Origin of the sequence: Pseudomonas fortuita (assembly GCF_026898135.2) — a bacterium.
GTDB lineage: Bacteria > Pseudomonadota > Gammaproteobacteria > Pseudomonadales > Pseudomonadaceae > Aquipseudomonas > Aquipseudomonas fortuita.
In genome coordinates, this window is sequence record NZ_CP114035.2 from 5573854 (window position 1) to 5599170 (window position 25317).

General features: G+C 62.9%; 24 protein-coding genes and 1 pseudogene. 15 read left to right on the forward strand and 10 right to left on the reverse strand.

The genetic code is table 11. The features are described 5' to 3' along the window. The first annotated feature begins 109 nt into the window (after positions 1-109). Positions 110-763 carry a YciC family protein gene (locus tag OZ911_RS25490; protein WP_023048888.1) on the forward strand — a complete coding sequence of 218 codons (654 nt, stop codon included), beginning with the start codon at positions 110-112 and terminating at the stop codon, positions 761-763. Between the two features lie 18 nt (positions 764-781). Here OZ911_RS25490 and hrpB read toward each other — a convergent pair whose 3' ends face one another. After that, positions 782-3310: an ATP-dependent helicase HrpB gene (gene hrpB / locus OZ911_RS25495; RefSeq protein WP_060518544.1), complete on the reverse strand. Its 2529-nt coding sequence runs from the start codon at positions 3308-3310 to the stop codon at positions 782-784. A gap of 117 nt (positions 3311-3427) precedes the next feature. Between hrpB and pmcY the strand changes: the two genes are divergently transcribed. Together pmcY and OZ911_RS25505 are read left to right on the forward strand one after the other, a co-directional pair. Beyond that, entirely contained in the window at positions 3428-3847 is a 420-nt protein-coding gene (gene pmcY, locus OZ911_RS25500; RefSeq protein WP_016489328.1) for a periplasmic Zn2+ metallochaperone PmcY, read from the forward strand. 25 nt (positions 3848-3872) lie between these two features. Further along, the gene (locus tag OZ911_RS25505; protein ID WP_023048412.1) at positions 3873-4742 is read left to right on the forward strand and encodes a cation diffusion facilitator family transporter; all 870 of its coding nucleotides are present in this window, start codon (positions 3873-3875) and stop codon (positions 4740-4742) included. A 115-nt stretch (positions 4743-4857) separates the two neighbouring features. Here the strand turns inward: OZ911_RS25505 and OZ911_RS25510 are convergent, their stop codons facing one another. Next, entirely contained in the window at positions 4858-5694 is an 837-nt protein-coding gene (locus tag OZ911_RS25510; protein ID WP_070086614.1) for a DUF6515 family protein, read from the reverse strand. 395 nt (positions 5695-6089) lie between these two features. Between OZ911_RS25510 and OZ911_RS25515 the strand changes: the two genes are divergently transcribed. Further along, the gene (locus OZ911_RS25515) at positions 6090-6566 is read left to right on the forward strand and encodes an Lrp/AsnC family transcriptional regulator (RefSeq protein WP_016489331.1); all 477 of its coding nucleotides are present in this window, start codon (positions 6090-6092) and stop codon (positions 6564-6566) included. Positions 6567-6620: 54 nt separating this feature from the next. Further along, the gene (locus tag OZ911_RS25520) at positions 6621-6824 is read left to right on the forward strand and encodes a DUF2788 domain-containing protein (RefSeq protein WP_003249787.1); all 204 of its coding nucleotides are present in this window, start codon (positions 6621-6623) and stop codon (positions 6822-6824) included. A gap of 120 nt (positions 6825-6944) precedes the next feature. On the opposite strand, the gene OZ911_RS25525 is transcribed toward OZ911_RS25520, so the two are convergent. The 3 genes from OZ911_RS25525 to OZ911_RS25535 all read right to left on the reverse strand — a co-directional run bounded on the left by OZ911_RS25525 (position 6945) and on the right by OZ911_RS25535 (position 10891). Further along, positions 6945-7583, reverse strand: coding sequence for a pseudouridine synthase (locus tag OZ911_RS25525; RefSeq protein WP_016489332.1), 639 nt, complete (start codon positions 7581-7583; stop codon positions 6945-6947). A 6-nt stretch (positions 7584-7589) separates the two neighbouring features. Then, entirely contained in the window at positions 7590-9053 is a 1464-nt protein-coding gene (gene amn / locus OZ911_RS25530) for an AMP nucleosidase (protein WP_070086615.1), read from the reverse strand. Between the two features lie 185 nt (positions 9054-9238). Continuing rightward, a complete protein-coding gene (locus OZ911_RS25535; protein WP_016489334.1) occupies positions 9239-10891 on the reverse strand; it encodes an acyl-CoA dehydrogenase family protein in 1653 nt (550 codons plus the stop codon). 267 nt (positions 10892-11158) lie between these two features. On the opposite strand from OZ911_RS25535, the gene OZ911_RS25540 reads away from it, so the two are divergent. Both OZ911_RS25540 and OZ911_RS25545 read left to right on the forward strand, forming a co-directional pair. Beyond that, positions 11159-12565, forward strand: coding sequence for a PAAR domain-containing protein (locus OZ911_RS25540; protein WP_031312434.1), 1407 nt, complete (start codon positions 11159-11161; stop codon positions 12563-12565). Beyond that, positions 12558-12944, forward strand: a complete 387-nt coding sequence (locus OZ911_RS25545) for a hypothetical protein (protein ID WP_082422026.1) — start codon at positions 12558-12560, stop codon at positions 12942-12944. The genes OZ911_RS25540 and OZ911_RS25545 overlap by 8 nt, the downstream gene beginning before the upstream one ends. An 85-nt stretch (positions 12945-13029) precedes the next feature. On the opposite strand, the gene OZ911_RS25550 is transcribed toward OZ911_RS25545, so the two are convergent. Next, the gene (locus tag OZ911_RS25550; RefSeq protein ID WP_016501785.1) at positions 13030-13290 is read right to left on the reverse strand and encodes a DUF3077 domain-containing protein; all 261 of its coding nucleotides are present in this window, start codon (positions 13288-13290) and stop codon (positions 13030-13032) included. A gap of 456 nt (positions 13291-13746) precedes the next feature. Next, positions 13747-15735, reverse strand: coding sequence for a sensor histidine kinase (locus tag OZ911_RS25555; RefSeq protein ID WP_268968510.1), 1989 nt, complete (start codon positions 15733-15735; stop codon positions 13747-13749). Between the two features lie 265 nt (positions 15736-16000). Here OZ911_RS25555 and OZ911_RS25560 point away from each other — a divergent pair, with 265 nt between their 5' ends. From OZ911_RS25560 to OZ911_RS25575, 4 genes are all read left to right on the forward strand, one after another. Further along, positions 16001-16798 (forward strand): hydroxymethylpyrimidine/phosphomethylpyrimidine kinase, encoded by a 798-nt coding sequence (locus OZ911_RS25560; protein ID WP_016489342.1) that lies wholly within the window; start codon positions 16001-16003, stop codon positions 16796-16798. 13 nt (positions 16799-16811) lie between these two features. Then, on the forward strand, positions 16812-17435 hold the full coding sequence (thiE, locus tag OZ911_RS25565) for a thiamine phosphate synthase (protein ID WP_070086616.1): 624 nt from the start codon (positions 16812-16814) through the stop codon (positions 17433-17435). Between the two features lie 17 nt (positions 17436-17452). After that, the gene (hemL, locus tag OZ911_RS25570) at positions 17453-18736 is read left to right on the forward strand and encodes a glutamate-1-semialdehyde 2,1-aminomutase (RefSeq protein ID WP_016489344.1); all 1284 of its coding nucleotides are present in this window, start codon (positions 17453-17455) and stop codon (positions 18734-18736) included. A gap of 200 nt (positions 18737-18936) precedes the next feature. Further along, complete coding sequence (locus OZ911_RS25575) at positions 18937-19482, forward strand: tetratricopeptide repeat protein (RefSeq protein WP_016489345.1); 546 nt, start codon at positions 18937-18939, stop codon at positions 19480-19482. Between the two features lie 3 nt (positions 19483-19485). Here OZ911_RS25575 and OZ911_RS25580 read toward each other — a convergent pair whose 3' ends face one another. Further along, positions 19486-19812 carry a DUF1820 family protein gene (locus OZ911_RS25580; protein ID WP_016489346.1) on the reverse strand — a complete coding sequence of 109 codons (327 nt, stop codon included), beginning with the start codon at positions 19810-19812 and terminating at the stop codon, positions 19486-19488. Between the two features lie 232 nt (positions 19813-20044). On the opposite strand from OZ911_RS25580, the gene OZ911_RS25585 reads away from it, so the two are divergent. Genes OZ911_RS25585 through lnt form a run of 4 tightly spaced genes read left to right on the forward strand, consistent with a single transcriptional unit; the run spans position 20045 to position 23900 of the window. Continuing rightward, positions 20045-21043 (forward strand): PhoH family protein, encoded by a 999-nt coding sequence (locus tag OZ911_RS25585; RefSeq protein ID WP_016489347.1) that lies wholly within the window; start codon positions 20045-20047, stop codon positions 21041-21043. Further along, the gene (ybeY, locus tag OZ911_RS25590) at positions 21036-21509 is read left to right on the forward strand and encodes an rRNA maturation RNase YbeY (RefSeq protein WP_023048414.1); all 474 of its coding nucleotides are present in this window, start codon (positions 21036-21038) and stop codon (positions 21507-21509) included. Before OZ911_RS25585 ends, ybeY begins: the two co-directional genes overlap by 8 nt. Positions 21510-21534: 25 nt before the next feature. Then, positions 21535-22374: a CorC family transporter gene (locus OZ911_RS25595; protein ID WP_003249762.1), complete on the forward strand. Its 840-nt coding sequence runs from the start codon at positions 21535-21537 to the stop codon at positions 22372-22374. A gap of 8 nt (positions 22375-22382) precedes the next feature. After that, positions 22383-23900, forward strand: coding sequence for an apolipoprotein N-acyltransferase (gene lnt / locus OZ911_RS25600; RefSeq protein ID WP_268968511.1), 1518 nt, complete (start codon positions 22383-22385; stop codon positions 23898-23900). 129 nt (positions 23901-24029) lie between these two features. Here lnt and OZ911_RS25605 read toward each other — a convergent pair. Both OZ911_RS25605 and OZ911_RS25610 read right to left on the reverse strand, forming a co-directional pair. Next, positions 24030-24789: pseudogene (locus OZ911_RS25605) on the reverse strand (YdcF family protein). A 143-nt stretch (positions 24790-24932) separates the two neighbouring features. Beyond that, positions 24933-25247: a hypothetical protein gene (locus OZ911_RS25610; protein WP_016489351.1), complete on the reverse strand. Its 315-nt coding sequence runs from the start codon at positions 25245-25247 to the stop codon at positions 24933-24935. Positions 25248-25317 lie beyond the last annotated feature (70 nt).

Genomic DNA, 25317 nt, shown 5'->3' on the forward strand with positions numbered 1-25317 from the left:
ACAGGATTCAATCACCGGCGCCGTGAAACTTTTTTCAGCAAGTGACAGCCCCCCGCCTGCTTTGGGCTAAAGTTATGCCCCTGTTTTTACTGCCATGCGATGTTGACTGATGAATCCGCTGAGCGTTCTGCGCGACTCCCTGTACTTCTTCCGCCGCCACCTGCCGAACATTCTCCAGCTGTGCCTGCCGTTGGTGGTGCTGGAAGCCTTGCTCACCCAGCTGCTGTACCGGCAGATGGGCGACCAGGCATCGCCGGCCTACGGCATGCTGGTCAGCCTGCTGTTCTACCCGCTGTACAGTGCGGCACTGATTCTTTACCTGCACACCCGCAGCAACGGCCAGGACATCGGCAAGCGCGACCTGTTCGCCCGCGCCTTGCAACTATGGCCACAACTGGCCCTGCTGATCCTGATCAGCTCGCTGCTGATCATGGCCGGCCTTGCGCTGTTCATCTTCCCGGGCGTGTGGATCATGATCAACCTGGTGTTCGCCGAGTACCTGCTGGTGCTGCGCGGCCTGCCGGTGGTGCAGTCGATGCGCGAAAGCGCCCGCATGACTACCGGGCACTTCATGCGCATCATGATCTGCGTGCTGGCAGTGCTGGCACCGATCTGGCTGATCGACGGGCTGCTGCTGATGGCGTTCCCCGAGCCATCGCCCGGCATGGAGCTGGCCATGGACAGCCTCAGCGGCTTCCTGCAGCTGTTCAGCACTGTGGTGCTGTACCGCCTGTTCATGCTGCTGGAAGGTGAAGCCGACTGACCACCAGCCCGGCTACGGTCACGTCCCCCTGGGCTTGGCCCGTGCTGTAGCCTCGGCCACCAGCGGGTCGTCCGGCCAGTAATGCTTGGGGTACCGCCCTTTCAGGTCTTTCTTTACCTCGGCATAAGTGGTGCGCCAGAAATTGGCCAGGTCCTGGGTCACCTGCACGGGTCGGCGTGCCGGTGACAGCAGGTGCAACTTGACCTGCTGCCGGCCATTGGCAATGCGCGGGGTGTCGGCAAGGCCGAACAGTTCTTGCAGGCGCACGGCAAGAATCGGCGGGGTTTCGCTGTAGTCCAGGCGGATGTTCGAGCCGGACGGCACGGCCAGATGCGCGGGTGCCTGTTCGTCCAGGCGTTGCGGCAGCGGCCAGGGCAGCAGGTTGCGCAGTATCGACGGCAGGTCCAGCGCGCTGAAGTGGCTGAGGCGGGACACTTTGCCAAGGTAGGGCTGCAACCAGTCTTCCAGGCTGGCGAGCAGCGCCTCGTCACCCAGGTCGGGCCATTCGCTTTGCCCGCCCCTGTCCAGGTCCAGCTGGCGTAACAGTGCCACCCGTGCCTGCCACTGGCGCAGTTCCGGTGTCCATGTCAGCAGGTTCAGGCCTTTGCGTCGTACCAGGCCGAGCAGCGCTTTGGCGCGCGCTTCATCACCCAGGCCGGTCAGTGGTTCGCGGCTTAGTATGAGCTCACCCACTTTGGTTTGGCGTTCGGCACGCAGCACCTGCTCGCGCTCGTCCCAGTCGAGTAGATCGACGCGTTCTACCTGCTCGGCCAGCACATCATCGAGCAGCGCCGGGTCGAATGCTGCCGCAAGGTAGATACGCTCTTCGCGCTGGCCCTGGCGGCTGCCCAGGTCGGCGATCACCAGCCACGGGTGTTTCATCAACGCATCGACCTCACCGAACAAGGCTGCACGGCCGTTGGCCAGACGATACTCGGCGCCCCCTTCACGCCGCTGCTGCGCAACCCGGTCGGGATAGGCCAGCGCCAGCAGGGCCCCAAGCCAGCGCGGGTGATCAGGGTCAGCGACGGCGGCTTTGGCCTTGCCGCGCAACAGGCCACGGTACTGACGCGCAAGCTGCCGGGCGCGCTGCACGCCACCCTGGCCGCCTCGGCTGGCCTTGGTCTCGCCGCTGATCAACGCCAGCCGGCTGTGCAGGTCGGCACCGCCGCCACGCTGGATATCCCGCTCCCCGAGCAACGCCGCCACATCACAGGCCATGGCGGCCAAACCCAGGCCCTGACCACGCAGCAACAAATGGGCGATACGTGGGTGAGCCGGCAGCTCGGCCATGGCCTGGCCGTGATCGCTGAGGTTGTCGCGGCTGCCCGGTTTAAATGCCCCCAGGCGCGCCAGCAGGTCCTGAGCCTGGGAAAACGCTGCGCTGGGCGGTTGGTCGAGCCAGCGCAACTGATGAGGTGCGACGCCCCAACGCGCCAGTTGCAGGGCCAAACCAGCCAGGTCGGCCTGGAGGATTTCGGCGCTGCCATGGGCAGCCAACTGGTCATGCTGGGCCTCGGACCACAGCCGGTAGCACACGCCCGGCTCCAGCCGGCCGGCACGGCCGGCGCGCTGGGTGGCGCTGGCGCGGGAGATACGCTGGGTGTCCAGCCGGGTCATGCCACTGCCAGGATCGAACCGCGGCACCCGGGCCAGGCCGGCATCGATCACGACGCGCACGCCGTCGATGGTCAGGCTGGTCTCGGCGATATTGGTGGCCAGCACCACCTTGCGCAGGCCCTTGGGCGCCGGGTCGATGGCTGCGCGCTGGGCATTGAGGTCAAGTTCGCCATGCAGCGGGCACAGCAAAATCTCCGGCCGCTCGCCCAGTGCCTCCTGCAGGCTCTGGTGCACCCGGCGGATTTCGGCCTGGCCGGGCAAGAACACCAGCACGCTCCCCGTCTGCTCGGCCAAGGCCTGCAGCACGCTGTCCACGACCCGTGGCTCGATGAACTCGCCCGGCTGGAAAGGCCGCCCCCAGCGGATATCCACCGGGTGCATGCGGCCCTCGCTGCTGACCACCGGGGCTTCATCCAGCAGCCGTGACAGGCGCTCGCCCTCCAGGGTTGCGGACATCAGCATGATCTTCAGTGGCGGGTCGTCACGCAGCAACTCACGGCCATTGAGGCTCAGGGCAAGGGCCAGGTCGGCATCCAGGCTGCGCTCGTGAAATTCGTCGAAGATCAGCAGGCCCACACCTTCCAGCGCCGGGTCGGCTTGCAGGCGGCGGGTAAGAATGCCTTCGGTCACCACCTCGATACGGGTTTTCGGCCCGACCTTGCTGTCCAGGCGAATGCGATAACCCACCGTTTCACCGACCTGCTCGCCCAGTTCACTGGCCAGCCGTTCGGCCGCCGCCCGCGCCGCCAGGCGCCGGGGTTCGAGCATGAGAATGGTCTGCCCGGCCAGCCACGGCTCGTTCAGCAGCGCCAGCGGCACGCGGGTGGTCTTGCCGGCGCCGGGTGGCGCTTCGAGCACGGCTTCGTGACGGTTTTCCAGGGCTTGGCGCAAGGCAGGCAAGACGGCATCGATCGGTAATGAAATCATGGTGGTCCTCGAACAATCTGGCGAGTATAACGGCGAACCCAGCCTGCTCTATCATGGTCTTAAGCTTCAGGCGCAGGCGCTTCGCTTGCCCTGCTGAAAACCCTCTCGGAGATTTACATGCGCATCCCATCCCGCGTCATCGGCGGCGCTCTCATCGCCACCTTGCTGACCCAGCTGACGGCCTGCGGCACCATTTTCTACCCGGACCGGCGCGGCCAGATCGGCGGCAAGATCGACCCCGTGGTAGCCGCAATGGACGCCATCGGCATCCTGTTCTACGTGATCCCGGGGCTGATTGCCTTCGGCATCGACTTTGCCACCGGCGCCATCTACTACCCAGGTGGCCGCACCGCCCAGGTCGACCCGGCCAAGCTGCAAGAAGCGGTAAGCCCCGACGGCAAGGTCGACAACCTGAAGTTGCAGGCCATTCTCGAAAGCGAACTGGGCCAGCGCCTGCCGCTGAACGACCCACGGCTGATCCAGCACCGCGGCAGCGTCGAACAGCTGGCCAGCCTGGGCCTGGTGCCGGCAGCCTGAACCCCACACACGGACTTGACCACGGATGATCACCCCAGCCGAACACCAGCGCCTGCTACGCCTGGCCACCCGCGCCTCACTGGCGGTGGCCAGTATCCTGGTGCTGAGCAAGGCCCTGGCCTGGTGGCTGAGCGGCTCGGTCAGCCTGCTGGCCGGGTTGACCGACTCGGCACTGGATGCTGTCGCGTCGTTTATCAACCTGCTCGCCGTGCACTACGCCTTGCGCCCCGCCGACGACGACCACCGTTTTGGCCATGGCAAGGCCGAAGCCTTGGCCGGTATGGCGCAGGCGCTGTTCATCGGCGTCAGTGCGGTGCTGATTGGCGTGCAGGCGGCCGAACGCCTGCACACGCCGCAGCCTTTGGGCGACACCGGTGTCGGCATTGCAGTGATGCTGCTGTCACTGGTGCTGACGCTTGCCTTGCTGGCACTGCAGCACAAGGTCATTCGCCTGACCGGCTCCACCGCAGTACGGGCCGACTCCCTGCACTACCGCTCGGACCTGTTGCTGAACAGCAGCATTCTGCTGGCCCTGTTGCTGGCACGCTTTGGCTGGCCACAACTGGATGCACTGTTCGGCCTGGGCATTGCCTGCTACATCCTCTGGAGCGCATTGCAGATTGCCCGCGAAAGTACGTCGATACTGATGGACAAGGAACTGCCCGGCGATGTGGGCGAAGACATGAGCACGTTGGTTCTGGCCATACCCGGCGTGAAAGGTGTGCATGACCTGCGCACGCGGGTGTCGGGTAATCAGTGGTTCGTGCAGTTGCATCTGGAGCTGCCGGGGCAGTTGCCGCTGCATGACGCGCATGGGTTGTGTGTGGAGGCGTCGCGGGTGATCCGCCAGCGTTATCCACAAGCGGATGTGATGGTGCACGCCGACCCGGTGTGAATCTGCAAATCGCCGGCAAGCCAGCTCCCACAGGCGTGACCGGCCTGAGGGCATGCGCAATACCTGTGGGAGCTGGCTTGCCGGCGACAGGGCCGGGACCGACAGCACAACTGGCTTAGTTGATGCTGTAACCCCGGCCACTGAAGCAGGCACCCAGCGCCCGGCGATAGGTGTCGAGCACATTGGCCGCCGGTGCGTAAGTCGCCGTCGCCGGGTCGAATCCCGACTGGCTCACCGCCCAGCGATGGCACTGGTAGCGGTCCTGCTCCTGCTGCTGTTGCCCCTGCCCGTTCATCGGGTAAGCCACCACGTCGTACCCGCCGTTGGCCGGTGACACCGGTACGGGTGCCGGCGCGACGGAGGGCGGGTTGACCACCACATACTCCTGGCTGTCAGCCAGATACTGGTAATAGGTGTCCGCCACCAGGAAGAACAGCGCACCACCCAGCCATACCTCCTGCGCATAGGGCGGCAGGTAATTGATCCGCACGCCGTAAGGCGGCATCACCACGATGTAACTGCCGCCATGCGGGCGATACCAGTAGCCACCGGAGTAGAAGTAGTCAGCACCACGGTAGGGCACTTTCCAGTAGCGGTCGGGGAAATGATCCACCGTGTGCCCCGGGCGATACTGCGGCCCAGGCCCCCAGCCGTTGCCATGGCCATCCGGGCGCCCCTGCCAATCACCACCCGGGCGTTGCCCAGGGCCGCCGGCTTCCCATTGACGGTTATCGCCATGGCGCCGGGGAATGTCCTGGTAGTAGCCCTGCCTTGGCGGCTGGGTCTGGCGCACTTCGTCGCGTGAGTTCAGCGAGCGGCCGGGCATACCATCTGCTTGCCCTTGCTGGCCTCGTTCGCCATGCCCCTCACCCGGCCCTTCGGCCAAAGCCCCCAGGCTGATGCTCAAACCCAGCAAACCAACACCTGCCAACTGCCAGATGCGCGACTTCATGGTGTTCCTCTCGGTAGAAAATGCTGCAATCACAGCCAGTCTACCGTGACGGCCACCCAGGCCAATTAAATTTCCAGACAGAAAAAAGGGAGGCCGCAGGGCCTCCCTTCTGAAATTGTCGTCCGTGCTCGGCACTTGTGGCGCCGGCTCACCTCACACCGTCTTCTGAAGGGTGTGTAGCCCGGGGGCCTGGCGCATCCTGTTGGATGGCTGGCCGCGACCGCCCGCCTAGAGCGCGTCGCCGTGGACTGATGTCCGGGCAGTGATTCTGTTGATAAAGATACCGGAGAGGTTGCGGCAGAGGATTGCGAAGATTGCTCAGATAAATAGCACTTGCGCAATTTTTCACCCTGGATTGATAATTCGCCGCAATACGTACAGAAAAGGCAAATGCCATGAGCAAACTTGACCGCTACGACCTGAGCATCCTCGCCGAATTGCAGCGCGATGCGCGCATTTCCAACCAGGAACTGGCCGAACGCATCGGCCTGTCGCCGTCGCCATGCTCGCGTCGGGTCAAGCAACTGGAGGACGACGGCTACATCTCGCGCCAGGTGGCCCTGCTCGACCGCAAGAAGCTGGGCCTGAGCCTGACCGCCTACGTGCTGATCGGCATGGACCGCCACACCCCGGAGCGCTTCGAAACCTTCGAGGCGGCCATCCGTGTCCTGCCGCAGGTGCTTGAATGCAGCCTGGTCACCGGGATGGATGCCGACTACCAGCTCAAAGTGGTGGTGCCAGACATGGACCATTACCAAAAACTGCTTCTAGGCAGCCTGACCCGCATCGAGGGCGTCACCAGCGTGCGTTCGAGCTTTGTGCTCAACCAGGTGTTGGCCAGCACCGAGCTGCCATTGACCCACCTGCGTTAAATACCCACGGTAGCCCGCGTATAATCAGCTGCTCAGCCTGCCTGGAGAACACAGATGGATCCCGCCGTATTCGAAGAGTGGATGATGATCATCCTGGTCACCGTATTGATCGGTTTCATGGGCTTCATCGTCTGGGACCTGGCGAAAAAGTCCAAGGCCGGCAAGTTCGGGACGTTGATCCTGTTCTTCGTGCTGGGGCTGGGGGTGCTGGCCTTTATCATCAAGAGCGTGGTAGTGGGGTTTCTCGAAGGGGTGTAAGGCTGCTTTGCGCTCCTTTCGCGACGCGAGACCGCTCCAACAGGGAATACACATGCCTGAGGCTGGCCCTGTACCTGTCACAGCGGCCTTGTGTCGCGATGGGCCGCAAAGCGGCCCCCCTTATCGCTGTAGCTTCGGAACTACTTCGCGCCAGCAACCCTGCTCCAGCCCATCCAGCGCCCAATCCCCGATCCGCACCCGCACCAGGCGCAAGGTCGGTAGCCCAACCGCCGCCGTCATCCGCCGTACCTGCCGGTTACGCCCCTCCCGGATCACCAGTTCCAGCCAGCTGGTCGGCACGCTCTTGCGAAAGCGCACCGGGGGGTTGCGTGGCCACAGTTCGGGTTCTTCCAGGCGCCGTGCCTCGGCCGGCAAGGTCGGCCCATCGTTCAGCTCCACGCCATTACGCAAACGCTGCAACTGCTCGTCGCTCGGCTCCCCCTCCACCTGCACCCAGTAAGTCTTGGCCAGCTTGTGCCTGGGGTCGGCAATACGCGCCTGCAGCCCGCCATCGTTGGTCAGCAACAGCAAGCCTTCACTGTCACGGTCCAGCCGGCCGGCCGGGTACACGCCTGCGATGTCGATGAAGTCCTTGAGGGTCGCGCGCCCTTCGCCGTCGCTGAACTGGGTCAGCACGTCGAACGGTTTGTTGAACAGGATCAGGCGCGGCTCGGCCGGTGGCGCCTTGGGCTGGCGACGCGGGCCGGCGGCAGGCCGCGCCTGGGGACGGCGCGGCTTGTTACGGGGTGGCAGTGACATGGATCCTCAGCGGAACGGCGGCTCATCGAAGCTGCGCAGTTTACGCGAGTGCAGCGAGTTGAGCTCGCTGCGCAACAGGTCGAGGGCCGCAATGCCGATCTTCAGGTGCTGGCTGACCGCCCGGTTGTAGAAGGCGTTGGCCGAACCTGGCAGCTTTATCTCGCTGTGCAGCGGCTTGTCGGACACACACAGCAAGGTGCCGTACGGCACGCGCAATCGATAACCCTGGGCGGCAATGGTGCCGCTTTCCATGTCCACCGCCACGGCGCGCGACAAGTTGATGAGCGGACGCTCCTGCGCCCAGCGCAGCTCCCAGTTACGGTCGTCGTAAGTCAGCACGGTACCGGTGCGCAGGCGCTTTTTCAGCTGTTCGCCACGCTCACCGGTGACCTGCGCGGCAGCCTCCTGCAAGGCCATCTGCACCTCGGCCAGGGCGGGAATCGGGATGTTCGGCGGCACTACCCGGTCAAGAATGCCGTCACGGCGCATATAGGCGTGGGCCAGCACGTAGTCGCCAATGGTTTGCGACTGCCGCAGGCCGCCGCAGTGGCCGATCATCAGCCAGCAGTGCGGACGCAGCACGGCCAGGTGGTCGGTGATGTTCTTGGCGTTGGATGGGCCGACACCAATGTTGACCAAGGTCACGCCGTCGCCATCGGCGGCGATCAGGTGGTAGGCCGGCATCTGGTAGCGGTGCCAGATCACGCTGGCGACCAGGGCCTGGGTTTCACCATGGTCCATGGCTTTTTCGATGATCACGTTGCCCGGCAGCACCATGCGCACGAAGCGCGGGTCGTCGCGAAGTTGCTCAAGACCGTGGCTGATGAACTGGTCGACATAACGGTGGTAGTTGGTCAGCAGGATCCACGGCTGCACATGGCGCCAGTCACTGCCGGTGTAGTGCACCAGGCGGCGCAGCGAAAAGTCGACGCGCGCGGCGTCGAACAGCGCCAGTGGGAAAATTTCGGCACGGTCCCAGTCGTAAAGGCCATCGGCGATGTTGTCGGTGGCGGCCGACAGGTCGGTGCTGGGGAATACCCGTGCCAGCTGCGCGGCGGTAATACCGCTGCCGGCCAGTTCGTCACCCTGGTCAACCACATAAGGGTAGGGAATGTTCTGCTCGCTGATGCCCACTTCTACCGTGACGGTGTAGTCGTGCATCAGTGGGCGCAGTTGCTCCAGCAGGTAGCCGCGAAACGCGGCGGGCTGGGTGACGGTGACGCTGTAAGTGCCGGCCACCTGGACCTTGGCATAGGCCCGCGTGGTGGCGGCAACCTCACCGTGGCTGTAGTAGGTCAGGCGCAGTGCCGGGTAACGGAACAGGTCGCGCTCGTCGGCGCCCGGCTCGGTACGGTCCTTCAGGTATCGCTTGAGGGCCTGGCTAAGGGCCCCCGTGGCCTGTTCATGCAGGGCCGCCAGACGGTCGACGGCCTGTTCGGGGGTATCAACGACTACAAAAGCGTGGCTCACACTGTGCTTCCTGTCTGGACATGCATGTGGGCCATCTTGCCTGCGTTTCGTGGCAATTACATCCCCGGCGGTCAGTACCGGCCTCATCGCCAGCAAGCCAGCTGCCACAAGTACTCCACCGGCATCGAACCTTGTGCATGACCTGTGGCAGCTGGCTTGCCGGCGGTGAGCCCTTCAAAGCCAGCTCAACTCGGCCAGGCAGGTGTTGCCCTGCTCACCAGTGCCTGCACATCGGCACCCCGAGGCAGCGCCCCATACACCCGTCCACCACCCGTCAGCCGGCTACCGATGAACGCGTCACTGACCACCGCATTGCCCGCCTCCAGCAACAGTTTGGCCTGAAGCGCCAGGGCGATATCCTCGGTCAGCTGCCGCGCGCGGTACTGTATGTCGCCGGTGTCGACAAATGCCCCCTTGAGGTTGCCGATATGCGCCGCCAGGCGCGGATCCCCATGCCCATCGCCCAATTCGGTGAACAGCGCATCGAGCACGCCCGGCTCTTTGGACAAGGCCCGCAGCACATCCAGGCACTGTACGTTGCCAGAGCCTTCCCAGGTCGAATTGACCGGCGCCTCGCGGTACAGTCGCGGCAGGATGCTGTCCTCGACATAACCCGCACCGCCCAGGCATTCGGCGGCCTCGTTGATCATGGCCGGCGCGCGCTTGCAGATCCAGTACTTGCCCACCGCCGTGACCAACCGGGCGAAATGCGCCTGCTGCGGGTCGTCCAGTTGCTCCAGCGCTTGCCCCATGCGCAGGCTCAGGGCCAGTGCAGCCTCGCTCTCCAGGGCCAGGTCGGCCAACACGTTCTGCATCAGCGGCTGCTCGTTCAACACCCGCCCGCCGACCTTGCGGTACGCACAGTGGTGGGTCGCCTGGGTCAGCGCCTGACGCATCAGGGCGCTGGAGCCCACCATGCAGTCGAAACGGGTCATGGCGACCATCTCGATGATGGTCGGCACACCCCGCCCTTCTTCGCCAATCATCCACGCCAGCGCACCACGGAACTCCACTTCGCTGGAGGCGTTGGAGCTGTTGCCCAGCTTGTTCTTCAGGCGCTGGATATAGAACTGGTTGCGATTGTCGTCCGGGCGGTGGCGCGGCAGCAGGAAGCAGCTCAGGCCTTTTTCGGTTTGCGCCAGCGTCAGGAATGCATCACACATCGGCGCCGAGCAGAACCACTTGTGCCCGACCAGCTCGTACGGCTGCCCCGGGCCAGGTGCGCCCACCGGATACGCCCGCGTGGTATTGGCGCGCACATCGGTGCCGCCCTGCTTCTCGGTCATGGCCATGCCCAGGGTGACCCCGGCCTTGTGCCGGTCGCCGACGTTGCGCGGGTCATATTCGCAGGCCAGGATTTTCGGCAGCCAGTACTCGGCCAGTTCGGGCTGAAGGCGTAGCGCCGGCACGGCGGCGAAGGTCATGGTCAGCGGGCAGCCGGTACCGGCTTCGGCCTGGCTGTGCAGGTAGGTCATCGAAGCCCGTGCCACATGGGCGCCAGCGCGGGGTTCGGCCCAAGGCAAGGAAGGCAGACCGTGCTCGACGGCGGTGCGCATCAGCTGGTGGTAGGCCGGGTGGAACTCGACCAGGTCGATGCGATGGCCGTAGCGGTCGTGGCTGATGAACTCCGGCTTGTGCGCGTTGGCCAGGAAACCTGCCTGCATCAGCGGCCCCCCCGCCAGGGCGCCATAGGCATCGATCCGCGACTCGGCCCAGCCCGCGCCGAAACGCCGTGACCACTCCTGCAATGGCAGGTCGAGGCGGTACAGGTTGGCGCCGTCGAGGGACGGTGGCTGGTTGGTGACTTCGTGGGTTTCAGCGTACTGGTGCAGGTTCATCGGGGGGCTCCTGGATCCGGGTAGGCTTGAGAGACCCAGTGAAGCACTGCTTGCCGGGGAGTCAAAGAGGCATTAATGACTAAACGTGTGGTGGGGGTGGCGCATGCCTTGGGAATGCATCAGGGCTGACAGGCGGTGCCACCCAGCAAGGCTTGTAGTCCAATTCTCTATCCCCTGTAGGACGCTTCCTAAAGCCCCCCTGCTCCGAAAATACCCGTCTACAGGCTGCTAGGTTCCTGGCTTTCATCCTCAAAAAAGAGGCAAGCCATGAGCATGCGCATGAACATCTTCGGCCGATACCAGGGCCTTGAGGGCGACCAAACCACCACAGGCGCTGTTTGTATTGCCAGCCGGGCCAGGGGCCGCGTGCATGGCCGCAACTGGCTTCTTCAAGGCGACCCGACCACACCCTGCCCGCTCTGTGGACAAGCGGGCACCATCATCGAGGGCGAATCTCGTTGGCGGCAGGACGACATACCCACTGCTCTGGATGGTGCGCTGGTGCAATGCGGGTGCCCATCGGGCAGCAATCGCCTGGTTGCAAGTGGATATGCACCTGCGCCGCCGCGCAGGGCGCCTGCACCTGAGCCTGTTCATGAGGCACCACCACAGGCCCAAGCGAGTAACCAAGTAAGCAGCAGCTATCAACCTGGGGCACATCAGCCCTCAAAAACAGCGCAGGGCATGGAGCCTGGCTTCTACATCGTTCCGCGCTGCATGACGTATCAGGAAGTCTTGGCAGAACTCGGCGCGCCGCAGGCCAACCTGCCTAGCTCGATTCTGGAACGACTGAACCCGACCTATCAGCGTGGGTTCAAGGCAGGTGAGATCTTTGTCATTGGCGACGGGTTGCAGCGGCCGGTGTGTACGCGTGAAGAACTGACTGCAATGAGTGCGGCGAAACAGGCGCGGGAAGCGTTGGCGAGCCTGACGCCAGAAGAGGCCGAGTTCATGATGCGCCATCAGGCCCAGATTGCCGGGTTGCTCAGCGATGTGAGCCTGGCGATGGGGGTAAGTGAGGCGATGGTTGGCAAGTCGCTGGATGAACTCAGCGACATACTGCGAAAAATTGAAGACCTGCATAAAGATCAATTCATCAAGCATGGGCACCTTAGGCACCCTGAGTTCTTTGCGGAACGTCAAAAACTGTTCACGCAACTGAGTGCAAACTTAAAAGCCACCCTTTTAAACAAACGCCTCAACCTTGGAAATCATGAAAACCTCCGCCGGGATTTAGGTATATCGTCAAGAAGCTTAGTACACCACTGGAGTAAAGCAGGGGCGCCGAGCCACATCCCTGGTTACTCGACACATTTGGACAAGCTGGCCAAAATGGCTAAATATTTAAAAACCGGAGGGCGTATTGGCACTGCTATCGGCGGTAGCGGAGCTGCTATGAAAATTTCTGAGGTGTGCAAAGAGGGCAACACACATGCCTGTAAAAAAGTCAGCGTTACTGAGGCAGGTAATTTTTCCGGTGGCTTAGCGGGTGGCTGGTTGGCAGGAAAACTCGCGGGCAGGATTTCTGCGAAGGTTTGCTGGAGAGTCGGACCCTACGCCGTTGCATGTGGAATAGTGATCACTGGTGGAGGCGCCTTGGCCGGCAGCATCGGTGGTATGGAAGCAGGCGAGGAGCTAGGCGAACTAGTCTTCGAGGTCTTTGGAGATGATTGATCACCTTGACGTAAAAATAAGATTATTTCTGTTAGGCGCTCCTATCTGCCTCGCTTTAATCGGGCTTGTAGCTGACCTTCACATCGCCTGTTCTCGCCAATATAAAGAAATGACCTCAGCACTCCAACGTAGCGCGTGCCTTCCATTTGCGACCGGCATGTGGGGAGAGCAAAGAATTGGTTCCAGAATTCTAGTTATTTCTGTAATCGCCGGTGCCATTGGATCCCCCGCCTCCAGCATTCGCCTTGGGCTATTGGATGAGCAAGACCACTTACAATTCCCCAGGTATTTAAGAAGAAAAATACTCATTGCATCTTCGCTAAATACTGTTGGCATTGCCTGGGTAGCGGCATATTACCTAATGAAGCTGATCAAATGAGACACAAACATGTTTCAGAAAAAGCTGAGCGCACAGCTAATTCGCGGGTTTACCCGCGAAGGGGCCGGTACAGCCAATACAAAAGTCAGCGCATCAAGCCCAACTCGGCATCATCCAGCAGCGCCTTGGCCATGGCAGCGAAGTAATGCGATGCCCACATCATTTGCTGGTCGCCATCCATCAAACCGGTCAGCGACAAGTCCCGTGCATAGCCCATCAACTCGGAGGCCTGCTCGCGGGCACTGCGGCAGGGAATGCCTTCGGCTATGCGGAACAGCGGATGGGTTTGGCCTTCGCCTTGGTAGAAATAGGTTACGCCTGGGGTGGTTTTGGTTTCGTCGGTCATCGATTGGGCACCATATCGTTATGTGCCACCCGTCAGTTTCCACACGTTGGGGTGACAGCTGCACACGGAGTGGAAATCCAGGCATATGGCAAACCCGGTAGGCGAAAGCCTCCCGCGTACAGCTGTCATGACAACAAGCACCATATGTACTGCCAGGTTTCCACACCCGATCGCTGAACCGTCAGCGACAGGCAAAGCCTAGAGGGCGGGATTTGCAGGAACAATCAGATGCGTGTCGACAGAGGTTGTAGGGTATTTCGCAGGAGGGTGGAGTTGCCAGCCCCGAGCCGTAGGAAGAGTCTGAAATCATCGTAGCCAATGAATCTCTTGGGGCCGCTTTGCGGCCCTTCGCAGGCACGCCCGCTCCCACTGGTTTTGTGCTCAGCCCAAGCTGTGCGCGATCCTTGTGGGAGCGGGCGTGCCCGCGAAGGGCTGCAAAGCAGCCCCAATAAAAACCTACAGCGAACGCCTCGTCTGTTGGATATTCGGAGTCATCTGCACCTGCGAAATCGCCATGTTCAAACTCAACTCAAACCGGCTCCCCAACCCGCGCGTTGACTCATGCGCCAACCGCGCCCCCAGCAACTCCCCCATCTGCCGGCAGATCGACAAACCAATCCCCAAACCGCCATACCGCCGGGTCATCGAACCGTCGACCTGGAAGAACCGCTGATAGAGGGTCGACTGCTCCAGGTCATCGAAGCCGATCCCGCTATCACTGACGGTAAAGGTCAAGGCCAGGTCGCCCGGCCCCAACCGGCGGCCGCGCACCTGGATCATCACCCCGCCCTGATGGGTGAACTTCAAACCGTTGTCCACCAGGCAGCCCAGGCACTGGGCCAGTTTCTGCCCGTCACCCAGCAGCCCGTCCGGCAGGTCGGCCGGTATGTCCAGGCTCAGGTACAAGCCTTTGCGCAGGGCCTGCCCTGCATAACCAGCGCGCAAGCCCTGCAGCAGCGCACGCAGACTGAACGGCGTCGGCTGCGCACGCAGGCGGCCGGCCTGCAGTTCGGACAGGGTGAGAATGGCGTCGACCATGTCCATCATGCTTTGCGCCGACCCCACCGCCGTGCGGTGGTATTGGGCCATTTCGGCGTCCATCGGCAGGGTGTGCATCAGCTCCAGCGAGCCGATCACGCCATTCATCGGGGTGCGCAGCTCATGGGTCACGCTGGCCAGGAACTCGTCTTTCAGGCGGTTGCTCCTGGCCAACTGCAGGTTGAGTTGCTCCAGCGTGCGCCCGGTCTCGCGCAAGGTCTGCGCCTGCTGCTCACGCAGGCTGTTGATGCGGTCCGCCAGCGCCAGCGACAGCAATGCCACCTCCAGCGCTGAACCCAACTGGCTGGCATACATGGTGATGAATACATTTGGCAGATAGCCCAGCACCATCAAGGTGTTGACCAGGCCGCCAAGCAGGAACGCCGTCCAGGCGATGATGAACCAGCGCGCCACGCGCAAGCCCCGCCACCAGGCGTACAAGCCAGCGCTGAAGATGCTGACGGTGAACAGTAATGCCAGCAGCGTGGCCATGCGCAGGGCAATGCCGTAGGGCATGCTCACCGCCAGCACCATGACCAGCGCACCGCCCAGCATCAGTAGCTGCAGCAGCCGGTCGAAGCCACGACTGATGTTGCCCAGTTGCAGGAAATGCCGGGCGAACTGGCAGCCGAACAGGCCTGCTGCACCAATGAACAGCGGCGTCGAGGCGTTCGCCCACCAAGGGCTGTCGGGCCAGAAGTAGGCCACGCCCGCACCGTTCACCGACACCTGGTACAAACCGAACGAGGCAATATAGAGGATGTAGTAGAGGTAGCTGACGTCACGCACGCTGAGGTAGATGAACAGGTTGTACACCAGCATCACCAGCAACACGCCGTAGATCATTCCCAGCACATACAAGCGGGTGGGCTGCTCCTCCATGTAGGCCTCGGCGGACCAAAGCGCCAGCGGCGCCTGCACCGAGCCCTGGCTGTGCAGGCGCAGATAGGCGGTGGTTACCTGCCCAGGCGGCAGCTGCAATTCGAACAGGTAGTTGTTCTGCCGGATCTGGCGGCTGTCGTAGGGCAAGGCATCGCCGGTGCGCTGGGCCAGGTGAAAGCCACCCCTGCCGTCGGACAGGTACAGTTCGAGGTGGTCCAGCGGCGGATAGGCCAGCTCAAGCAGCCATTGCCGTGGGGCAGCGCTGGGCGCGCCAACCGGGCGCAGCTCGACCTTGAGCCAGAACACCGAGGTGGAGTAACCGGCATTCAGCACGTCTTCGTGGTGAGGTTTGAAGTATTTGGCGAACCCGGGGGCACTCACCTGGGCGATGCTGGCACTGCCATCGAGGTCTTCGTAAACCTGCATGGCTTTGCCCAACGGAAGATGCCGGGTAGCGTCGTCGAAATCGACCGCTCCGGCCAGCACGGGCAGCAAGCCCAAAAGCACAATCAGCAAATAGCGCATACAGCCCCAGCATGGCCTGTCCAGTCGCGTCGCGTTAGCCTCCCATCCGTTTGAGACGACGTGATCCGGCAGCACCCGTTTGTCGAGTTATCCGAGCACTCTAGCATAGCTTCGCAACCTGGCAATCGGCCATCTCAAAAACCAAAGAAAAGGCTCTAAATCAATACTTTCAGAAGAACACCAAACAAAAATCTGACCAATCGATCAGTAAAACGCGTTTGTCGGACGATCCGCCCAAACAGGTTTGGTGGTAAGCTCGCCGACCATGAATACCTACAGCTCCCGCCCCGTTGTCCTCTGTCTCTCCGGCCACGACCCTAGTGGCGGCGCCGGCCTGCAGGCAGATATCGAAGCCCTGATCGCGCAAGGCTGTCACGCTGCACCCGCAGTGACCGCCCTGACCGTGCAGGATACCGTCAACGTTTCCGACTTCCGCGTGCTCGACCGCGAGTGGGTACTGGCCCAGGCCAATGCCGTACTGGCCGACTCCACGGTGGCCGCAGTCAAACTGGGCATGCTCGGTTCGATCGAAATGGTCGACACCGTCGCCGAACTGCTGGCCGCCCACCCGCACCTGCCGCTGGTCTGCGACCCGGTGCTGCGTGCCGGCGGCGGTGGCCGCCTGGGCAAGGACGAAGTCGGCTACGCCGTGCGCGAACGCCTGCTGCCGCTGGCGACCATCGCCACGCCGAACCTGCCCGAAGCCCGCATCCTCGCCGAACTGCCTGAAGGCACCGCCGACGAATGTGCCGAAAAGCTGCTGCCGTTCTGTAGACACCTGCTGATTACCGGCGGTCACGGCGACGAAGACGAAATTCACAACCGCCTGTACACCCAGGACGGTCAGCACCACACCTGGACCTGCCAGCGCCTGCCGGGCAGCTACCACGGTTCGGGCTGCACCCTGGCCAGCGCCCTGGCTGGCCGCCTGGCGCTCGGCGAGCAGCTGGAAAGCGCCGTGCGCAGCGCCCTGGACTACACCTGGCGCACCCTGCGTGACGCCGAACAGCTGGGCAGGGGCCAGTTCGTGCCGCGCCGCCTGCCCCTGGACTTCTGCTCCTGATACGAGGCCTTCGATGAAGCTACGCGGTCTGTACGCAATCACCGACAGCCAGCTGCTCGCTGGCCGTTTCCTGTCCCATGTCGAAGCGGCCCTGGAAGGTGGCGTGTGCCTGCTGCAGTACCGCGACAAAAGTGACGACGCGGCGCGCCGCCTGCGTGAAGCCGAAGGGCTGATGAAGCTCTGCGAGCGCTACGGCACCCAGCTGCTCATCAACGATGACGCCGAACTGGCCGCGCGCCTGGGCGTTGGCGTACACCTGGGCCAGACTGACGGCCCGCTGACCCCGTCCCGCGCCCTGCTCGGCCGCCGGGCGATCATCGGCTCCACCTGCCACGCCAGCCTCGAGCTGGCCGCCCAGGCCGCCAGTGAAGGCGCCAGCTACGTCGCCTTTGGCCGCTTCTTCAATTCCGTTACCAAGCCGGGCGCGCCCGCCGCCAACGTTGAACTGCTGGAGCAGGCGCGTGCCCAGGTGAAACTGCCGATTGCCGTGATCGGCGGCATCACCCTCGACAACGCCGCCCCGCTGGTCGCCCACGGTGCCGACCTGCTGGCGGTGATCCATGGCCTGTTCGGTGCCGACAGCGCGCAAGAAGTCACCCGCCGCGCCCGCGCCTTCAACGCCTTGTTCGCATCCTGATTTCGAGAGAACCTTTCATGTCCCGTTCCGAAGACCTGTTCGCCAAAGCCCAGAAGCACATCCCAGGCGGGGTCAACTCGCCGGTCCGCGCCTTCAAGAGCGTTGGCGGCACGCCACTGTTCTTCAAGCATGCCGAAGGCGCCTACGTCGTTGACGAGGACGACAAGCGCTACGTCGACTACGTCGGCTCCTGGGGCCCGATGATCCTTGGCCACGGCCACCCGGACGTGCTGGACTCGGTACGCAAGCAACTGGAACACGGCCTGTCCTATGGCGCACCCACCGCCATGGAAACCGACATGGCCGACCTGGTCTGCTCGCTGGTACCATCCATGGAAATGGTCCGCATGGTGAGCTCGGGCACCGAAGCCACCATGAGCGCCATCCGCCTGGCCCGTGGCTACACCGGCCGTGACGCCATCATCAAGTTCGAAGGCTGCTACCACGGCCATTCCGACAGCCTGCTGGTAAAAGCCGGTTCCGGCCTGCTGACCCAAGGCGTGCCAAGCTCGGCCGGCGTGCCGGCAGACTTTGCAAAGCACACCCTCACCTTGCCGTTCAACGACATTGCCGCGGTCGAAAAAACCCTGGCCGAGGTCGGCCAGACCGTGGCCTGCATCATTGTCGAGCCCGTGGCCGGCAACATGAACTGCGTCCCCCCAGCGCCGGGCTTCCTTGAAGGCCTGCGCGAGCAGTGCGACAAACACGGCGTGGTACTGATCTTCGACGAAGTGATGACAGGCTTCCGCGTCTCCCTGGGCGGCGCCCAAGGCCACTATGGCATTAAGCCGGACCTGTCCACCTTCGGCAAGATCGTCGGTGGCGGCATGCCGGTCGGCTGCTTCGGCGGCAAACGCGAAATCATGGGCTGCATCGCCCCGCTCGGCCCGGTCTACCAGGCCGGCACCCTGTCGGGCAACCCGCTGGCCATGGCCGCCGGCCTGACCACCCTGAAGCTGATCAGCCGCCCGGGCTTCCACGCCGAGCTGACCGACTACACCAGCCGCATGCTTGATGGCCTGCAACAACGTGCCGATGCCGCTGGCGTACCGTTCGTCACCACCCAGGCCGGCGCCATGTTCGGCCTGTACTTCAGCGGCGCCGACGACATCGTCACGTTCGAAGACGTGATGAGCAGCGATGCCGAACGCTTCAAGCGCTTCTTCCACCTGATGCTGGAAGGCGGCGTGTACCTGGCACCGAGCGCGTTCGAGGCGGGCTTCACCTCCATCGCCCACGGCGACAAGGAGCTGCAGATCACCCTGGATGCAGCTGAAAAGGCCTTTGCTGCATTGAAGTAATTGCCAGCCTGCACCGGCCTCTGTGGGAGCGGGCTTGCCCCGCGAAGAGGCCGGTACAGGTAATAATTACGCATGCACAATCAGCTGACTTCCCCAACCAAGCAGAAATTCGAGTAAAACTTTGTAAGGTTGGCGCTGCTTATCCCATAATGTGCCACCAGAGACATTGGCCGCAGCTTTGCAGAGGTAAGTCGATCCCCATGAACCGCACCGGCCGCGCCCTGACCCTGGGCTGCCTGTTGCTTCTTCAGCCCCTGCTGGCCTTGGCGGAGGGCGGTAACTCGTTGCTGATTCCGGCGACGGGCCGCTGCACCTTGAATGTTCAGCCTGAAGACCTGGCAAACGCCCTCAAGGCCTGCGAGCAGACGGCTACCGCGGGGGATGCCCAGGCGCAATTCGAACTGGGCGAGTACTACTACACGCAAACGCCGAAAAACCTCGACAAAGCCCTGGACTGGTTCCAGAAGGCTTCGCTGCAAGGCCAGGCCGACGCCCAGTACCGTCTGGGTGCGATGTTCTTCCATGGCGAAGGGGTCAAGGCCAACAACGTGCAGGCCTACATCCTGCTGAAGATGGCCGCGGTCAACGGTGCCGAAGATGCATTGGACATGGCCGACGAAGTGACCGAGCAAATGCCCCGCGACGAGCTGGAGCATGCCACCCAGGTGCTCGGCCAGATTTTCCGCAAATACCTGCTGGAACTGCAGAACGCCGAAGGGCGCACGCCGTTCTCGCCGCTCCCCTGACGGTTACTTTTCCGGCATTGGCATCGGGAACGGCATCACATTGCCGCCGCCCTTGGCTTCGCTGATCTTTGCCGTGCCCAGGCGCTCGACTTCGTCGATTCGCACGATCGAGTGCATCGGCACGAAACTGCGGATCACCCCCTCGAACTGGCTCTTGAGCTTCTCCTCGCTCGGGTCTACCACCAGCTGCGAGCGCTCGCCGAACACGAACTCCTCGATTTCCAGGAAGCCCCACAGGTCGCTCTGGTAGATCTGCTTGGCATACATCTCGAAGACCTGCCCCTGGTTGAGGAAGATCACTTTATAGATGGCAGGTTCGCGTTTGCTCATGATGGGAGGGATAACACATGCGTAAGAAAAGGCAGGCATGATACCTGCTCCGGCCTCTTCGCGGGTGAACCCGCTCCCACAGGTCATGCACACAACCTGTGGGAGCGGGTTCACCCGCGAAGAGGCCAGAACAGGCAGTACATACCGTTGAACGTTTCAGTGCTTTCGCCACTGGCATTCAAGGGTTATTCTTGAGTTCACACCCATTGCCGTCGAGCGGCTAAAAACGACCTTGAACGCACCCATAGAACCCCATCGTTTCATCCTCGAGCCCTTCGAGGCCCACCGTTTCGCCAACCTGTGCGGGCAGTTCGACGAGCACTTGCGCCTGATCGAACAGCGCTTGGCCATTGAAATCCGCAACCGCGGCAATCAGTTCGAACTGATCGGCGAACCCAAGACCACCTCTGCGGCCGAACAGTTGCTGCGCCGTCTCTACCGCGAGACCAAGGCAACCGACCTGTCGCCGGAAACCGTGCACCTGTACCTTCAGGAGTCGGCTGTCGAGAACATCGACAACCCGGCCGTGAACGAAGTCAGCGTGTCGCTGCGTACGCGCAAGGGCAACATCCGCCCACGCGGGCTCAACCAGCAGCGCTACGTGAAGGAAATCCTGGCCAACGACATCAACTTCGGCATCGGCCCGGCCGGTACCGGCAAGACCTACCTTGCCGTCGCCTGCGCGGTGGATGCGCTGGAACGCGAACAGGTGCGCCGCATCCTGCTGGTGCGCCCGGCGGTCGAGGCAGGCGAAAAGCTTGGCTTCCTGCCCGGTGACCTGGCGCAGAAGATTGACCCGTACCTGCGCCCGCTGTACGACGCCCTGTACGAAATGCTCGGCTTCGAGCACGTGGCCAAGCTGATAGAGCGCCAGGTGATCGAGATCGCCCCGCTGGCCTACATGCGTGGCCGCACCCTGAACAACAGCTTCATCATCCTCGACGAAAGCCAGAACACCACGCTGGAACAGATGAAAATGTTCCTCACCCGCATCGGTTTCGGTTCCACGGCGGTGATCACCGGTGACATCACCCAGGTCGACCTGCCACGTGGCACCAAGTCCGGCCTGGCACACGTCATCGAGGTGCTGAAGGACGTTCCAGGCATCAGCTTTACCCACTTCCAGCCCAAAGATGTGGTTCGTCACCCACTGGTGCAGCGTATTGTCGAAGCCTACGACCGCTTCGAAGCCCACCAGGCCAAGCCCGAGGCGCCCGGCAAAAATGCTTGAACTTGATATCCAACGGGCCACGGACGCTGCCGCCCCGGATGACGCCGCCTTCCGCCGCTGGTGCGAACTGGCCCTGCGCCAGCGCAGCGCCGACTCGGAAATGACCATTCGCCTGGTCGAGGACGCCGAAGGCCGTGAGCTGAACCACACCTACCGGCATAAAGATTACGCGACCAATGTGCTGTCGTTCCCGGCCGATGTACCCGACGACCTGCTCGATATCCCGTTGCTGGGCGACCTGGTGATCTGTGTAGCAGTGGTCGAGCGCGAAGCGGCCGAACAAGGCAAGTCGCTGGAGGCCCACTGGGCGCACCTGGTCATTCACGGTTGCCTGCATCTGCTCGGCTATGACCACATCGATGATGAGGAAGCCGAAGAAATGGAAGGCCTGGAACGGGAATTGCTGGCAGAACTGGGTCACCCCGACCCGTATGCCGACGATGAAACCGACTCAATCACACACTGAAACACGAAGGATCACGAGAACCGCCATGAGCGAAGATCGATCGAGCAACGGGCAAAAGTCCTGGCTGGGCAAACTGACCCAGGCTTTTGCCCATGAGCCGAAAAACCGCCAGGAGCTCCTTGAGTTGCTGCGCGAAGCCCATCAGAACAAACTGCTGGACAGCGAAGCGCTGACCATCGTCGAAGGCGCCATCCAGGTCGCCGACCTGCAGGTGCGCGACATCATGGTGCCGCGCTCGCAGATGAACAGCATCAAGGCAGGCCAGTCGCCTCGCGAGTTTCTGCCAGCGGTGATCGACGCCGCGCACTCGCGCTACCCGGTGATCGGCGAAAGCCACGACGATGTGCTCGGGATCCTGCTCGCCAAAGACCTGCTGCCGCTGATCCTCAAGGAGAACGGCGACAGTTTCAACATCAAGGACCTGTTGCGCCCGGCCACTTTCGTGCCCGAGTCCAAACGCCTGAACGTGTTGCTGCGCGAATTCCGCGCCAACCATAACCATATGGCCATCGTCATCGACGAATATGGCGGTGTGGCAGGCCTGGTGACCATCGAGGACGTGCTGGAGCAGATTGTCGGCGATATCGAGGACGAGCACGACGTCGAGGAAGACAGCTACATCAAGCCGCTGCCCAGCGGTGACTTCCTGGTCAAGGCGCTTACCCCGATCGAAAACTTCAACGAGTTCTTCGACAGCGAGTTCTCCGATGACGAATTCGACACGGTCGGCGGCCTGGTGATGAGCGCCTTTGGCCACCTGCCCAAGCGCAACGAAACCACCGAGATCGGGTCTTACAAGTTCCGTATTCTCAACGCCGACAGCCGGCGGATACACTTGCTGCGCCTGACCCCGATCACCCGTTAAGGACAAACATGCGTTGGATCACCCGCCCCGGCTGGCCCGGTAACCTGCTGGCCCTGGCGGCCGGTGCTTCCACCCTTCTGGCCCTGGCGCCGTTCGACATCTGGCCGCTGGCCATATTGTCCATCGCCGTGCTCTACCTCGGCCTGCGCGAGCTCAGCCCGCGCCAGGCCATGTGGCGGGGCTGGTGGTTCGGTTTCGGCCTGTATGGCGCCGGCACCTGGTGGATCTACGTCAGCATGAACACCTACGGCGGCGCCTCGCCGCTGTTGGCGATCCTGCTGCTGTTGGCGTTCTTCGCTGCGTTGGCCTGGTTCTTTGCCCTGCCCACCTGGCTGTGGGCGCGCTGGCTGAGGCGCAATGAAGCGCCACTGGCCGACGCGCTGTGCTTCGCCGCCCTGTGGCTGCTGCAAGAGGCCTTCCGCGGCTGGTTCCTGACCGGCTTCCCCTGGCTCTACGCCGGCTACAGCCAGCTGGACGGCCCGCTGGCCGGCCTGGCACCGCTGGGCGGCGTATGGCTGGTTTCTTTCGCCCTGGCGCTTACAGCAGCCCTGCTGTGCAACCTGCACCGCCTGCGCACCCGCCCCTCGTTCCTGGCAGTCGCCTGCCTGCTGTTACTGGCCCCGTGGGCACTGGGCCTGGCACTCAAGGGCCATGCCTGGACCAAACCGGCAGGCGACCCGCTGAAAGTGGCAGCCATTCAAGGCAACGTCGAGCAGGACCTGAAATGGGACCCGGCACACAGCGACGCGCAACTGGCGCTGTACCGTGACCTGAGCTTCAGCTCCAAACCTGTGGACCTGCTGGTCTGGCCTGAAACCGCGGTGCCGGTGCTCAAGGACCAGGCCCAGGGTTACATCGACGTGATGGGCCGCTTCGCCGCCGAGCGTCATTCGGCGCTGATCACAGGCGTGCCGGTGCGTGAAGTGGTGCATCACCAGCGCCGCTACTACAACGGCATTACCGTCACCGGTGAAGGCGATGGCACCTACCTCAAGCAGAAGCTGGTGCCGTTTGGCGAATACGTGCCGCTGCAGGACATGCTGCGGGGCATGATCGAGTTCTTCAACCTGCCCATGTCCGACTTCGCTCGCGGGCCTGAAGACCAGCCGCTGTTGCAGGCCAAGGGCTATCAGGTTGCGCCGTACATCTGCTACGAAGTGGTCTACCCCGAGTTTGCCGCAGGCCTGGCCGCACGCAGCGACCTGCTGCTGACCATCAGCAACGACACCTGGTTCGGCAAATCGATAGGCCCCTTGCAGCACTTGCAGATGGCACAGATGCGCGCACTGGAAGCCGGCCGCTGGATGATCCGCGCCACCAACAACGGCGTGACTGCCCTGATCGACCCGTTTGGCCGCATTACCACGCAAGTGCCGCAATTCCAGCAGGCGGTGCTGTATGGCGAAGTGGTGCCGATGCAGCAACTGACGCCATACCTGAAATGGCGCTCGTGGCCGCTGGCGATCGTCTGTGTGCTGCTGCTGGGCTGGGCGTTGCTGGCAGGGCGCATAGCCAAAACCGTCTGATGATGCTGCCTGTAACGGCCTCTTCGCGGGCCTGCCCGCTCCCACAGGGACTGCACACGCCTCGAAGGCTGCGCTAATTCTGTGGGAGCGGGCAAGCCCGCGAAGAGGCCGTCACAGGCAGCACAAGGTTCAATAGAAGAGCCGATACCCCACCAACCCCACCACTTCATTAAGCAGCTGCCCGCTCTGCCACATCGCCCGGCTCTCCGGCAGCAGCCCGGCAAACGGCCGCGCATGATCGCGTCCCAGGAACCCCACCGGCGCCGGCACCACCTCGAATCCCGCTTGCTCAAAGCTCCAGCGCGAGCGCTGCATGTGCCAGGCTTGGGTCACCACCACTACGCGACGAATGCCCAGCGGTTGCAGCACCTTGGCGGTGAACTGAGCATTTTCCCAGGTCGTGCGGCTTGCCTCCTCGCGCCACTTCACCGCAACCGCAAAGTCTTCACGCAGGCGATCAGCCATCAACCGCGCTTCGCTCGGCGGCGTGCCATAGTGCAGCCCACCGCTGGTCAGCACCGGCAACCCCGATGCTTTGGCCAGCTGCGCGGCAAAGCGCAGACGCTCCAGCGCCGTGGCCGTGGGCTGGTCGCTACCGCCCCAGGCCGGGTCACCGCGCTCACGCCCCGCACCTAGCACTACAATGGCATCCCCGGCTCGCCAGGGCGCCCCAGTCGCCCACGGCCAACGGCGGCTCGCTTTCCAGCATACGGGCGGTTTCCTGTACCACCAGCGGCAGGCTCATCAGCCACAGCCCACCAAGCCCCACGGCAAAGCACAGCGCCGCCAATCGTGGCCGCCGCGCACGCAGCCACCAGGCCGCAAGCAGCAGCAGGAACAGGATGCCGGGCGGCATCAGCCATTGTTTGATGAAGAATCGGATCGGCATCGGCCACACCTCCTTGGCAGGGGTGCAGCCTAAAAGGATCGACGCCGGTCAACAAGGGTGCGACCGGCGCCAATCGTGAGCTGTGTGGTTGTGTGATATTGCAGAACCGGCGCGCGATGGCCTGCGGCTGGCATCCTGAACGGCTAGCGATGTGGCAGCGTCCTGGATCTCGCCGCATTGGCGGGGCGTTTCTTGTCCTTGAGCCAGATGATCTTGGCCGATGTCGGCTCCGCTTGTGGGTAACTGCCGGCACAGGCACTTGGGCGCTCCGGGATTGCATCCAGGTAGGCCTTGATCACTTCGAACTCGGCGTGGCTCAGGCCGCGCAATTCCAGCTCGGCTGGCATCTCGTCACGCAATCGCACCGAGGTCCTGGCCGCTTCCAGTGCCAGGCCAAGCCGGTCGATCAGGCGCTCGTAAAGCTCCGGCTTGATTGCGGGTAGCTGCGTCTCTCCCATCCGTTCACCTCATTGAAGATAAAGAATATCTCCCCCCACACCTGAGCTTAGCGGCGCAATGAAAAGCAGC

What these genes read in the sequence shown, in the direction of transcription:
- OZ911_RS25490 (WP_023048888.1), top strand. Translation starts at nt 110, where the DNA reads ATGAATCCGCTGAGCGTTCTGCGCGACTCCCTGTACTTCTTCCGCCGC.
- hrpB (WP_060518544.1), bottom strand. Translation starts at nt 3,310, where the DNA reads ATGATTTCATTACCGATCGATGCCGTCTTGCCTGCCTTGCGCCAAGCC.
- pmcY (WP_016489328.1), top strand. Translation starts at nt 3,428, where the DNA reads ATGCGCATCCCATCCCGCGTCATCGGCGGCGCTCTCATCGCCACCTTG.
- OZ911_RS25505 (WP_023048412.1), top strand. Translation starts at nt 3,873, where the DNA reads ATGATCACCCCAGCCGAACACCAGCGCCTGCTACGCCTGGCCACCCGC.
- OZ911_RS25510 (WP_070086614.1), bottom strand. Translation starts at nt 5,694, where the DNA reads ATGAAGTCGCGCATCTGGCAGTTGGCAGGTGTTGGTTTGCTGGGTTTG.
- OZ911_RS25515 (WP_016489331.1), top strand. Translation starts at nt 6,090, where the DNA reads ATGAGCAAACTTGACCGCTACGACCTGAGCATCCTCGCCGAATTGCAG.
- OZ911_RS25520 (WP_003249787.1), top strand. Translation starts at nt 6,621, where the DNA reads ATGGATCCCGCCGTATTCGAAGAGTGGATGATGATCATCCTGGTCACC.
- OZ911_RS25525 (WP_016489332.1), bottom strand. Translation starts at nt 7,583, where the DNA reads ATGTCACTGCCACCCCGTAACAAGCCGCGCCGTCCCCAGGCGCGGCCT.
- OZ911_RS25535 (WP_016489334.1), bottom strand. Translation starts at nt 10,891, where the DNA reads ATGAACCTGCACCAGTACGCTGAAACCCACGAAGTCACCAACCAGCCA.
- OZ911_RS25540 (WP_031312434.1), top strand. Translation starts at nt 11,159, where the DNA reads ATGAGCATGCGCATGAACATCTTCGGCCGATACCAGGGCCTTGAGGGC.
- OZ911_RS25545 (WP_082422026.1), top strand. Translation starts at nt 12,558, where the DNA reads ATGATTGATCACCTTGACGTAAAAATAAGATTATTTCTGTTAGGCGCT.
- OZ911_RS25550 (WP_016501785.1), bottom strand. Translation starts at nt 13,290, where the DNA reads ATGACCGACGAAACCAAAACCACCCCAGGCGTAACCTATTTCTACCAA.
- OZ911_RS25555 (WP_268968510.1), bottom strand. Translation starts at nt 15,735, where the DNA reads ATGCGCTATTTGCTGATTGTGCTTTTGGGCTTGCTGCCCGTGCTGGCC.
- OZ911_RS25560 (WP_016489342.1), top strand. Translation starts at nt 16,001, where the DNA reads ATGAATACCTACAGCTCCCGCCCCGTTGTCCTCTGTCTCTCCGGCCAC.
- thiE (WP_070086616.1), top strand. Translation starts at nt 16,812, where the DNA reads ATGAAGCTACGCGGTCTGTACGCAATCACCGACAGCCAGCTGCTCGCT.
- hemL (WP_016489344.1), top strand. Translation starts at nt 17,453, where the DNA reads ATGTCCCGTTCCGAAGACCTGTTCGCCAAAGCCCAGAAGCACATCCCA.
- OZ911_RS25575 (WP_016489345.1), top strand. Translation starts at nt 18,937, where the DNA reads ATGAACCGCACCGGCCGCGCCCTGACCCTGGGCTGCCTGTTGCTTCTT.
- OZ911_RS25580 (WP_016489346.1), bottom strand. Translation starts at nt 19,812, where the DNA reads ATGAGCAAACGCGAACCTGCCATCTATAAAGTGATCTTCCTCAACCAG.
- ybeY (WP_023048414.1), top strand. Translation starts at nt 21,036, where the DNA reads ATGCTTGAACTTGATATCCAACGGGCCACGGACGCTGCCGCCCCGGAT.
- OZ911_RS25595 (WP_003249762.1), top strand. Translation starts at nt 21,535, where the DNA reads ATGAGCGAAGATCGATCGAGCAACGGGCAAAAGTCCTGGCTGGGCAAA.
- lnt (WP_268968511.1), top strand. Translation starts at nt 22,383, where the DNA reads ATGCGTTGGATCACCCGCCCCGGCTGGCCCGGTAACCTGCTGGCCCTG.
- OZ911_RS25610 (WP_016489351.1), bottom strand. Translation starts at nt 25,247, where the DNA reads ATGGGAGAGACGCAGCTACCCGCAATCAAGCCGGAGCTTTACGAGCGC.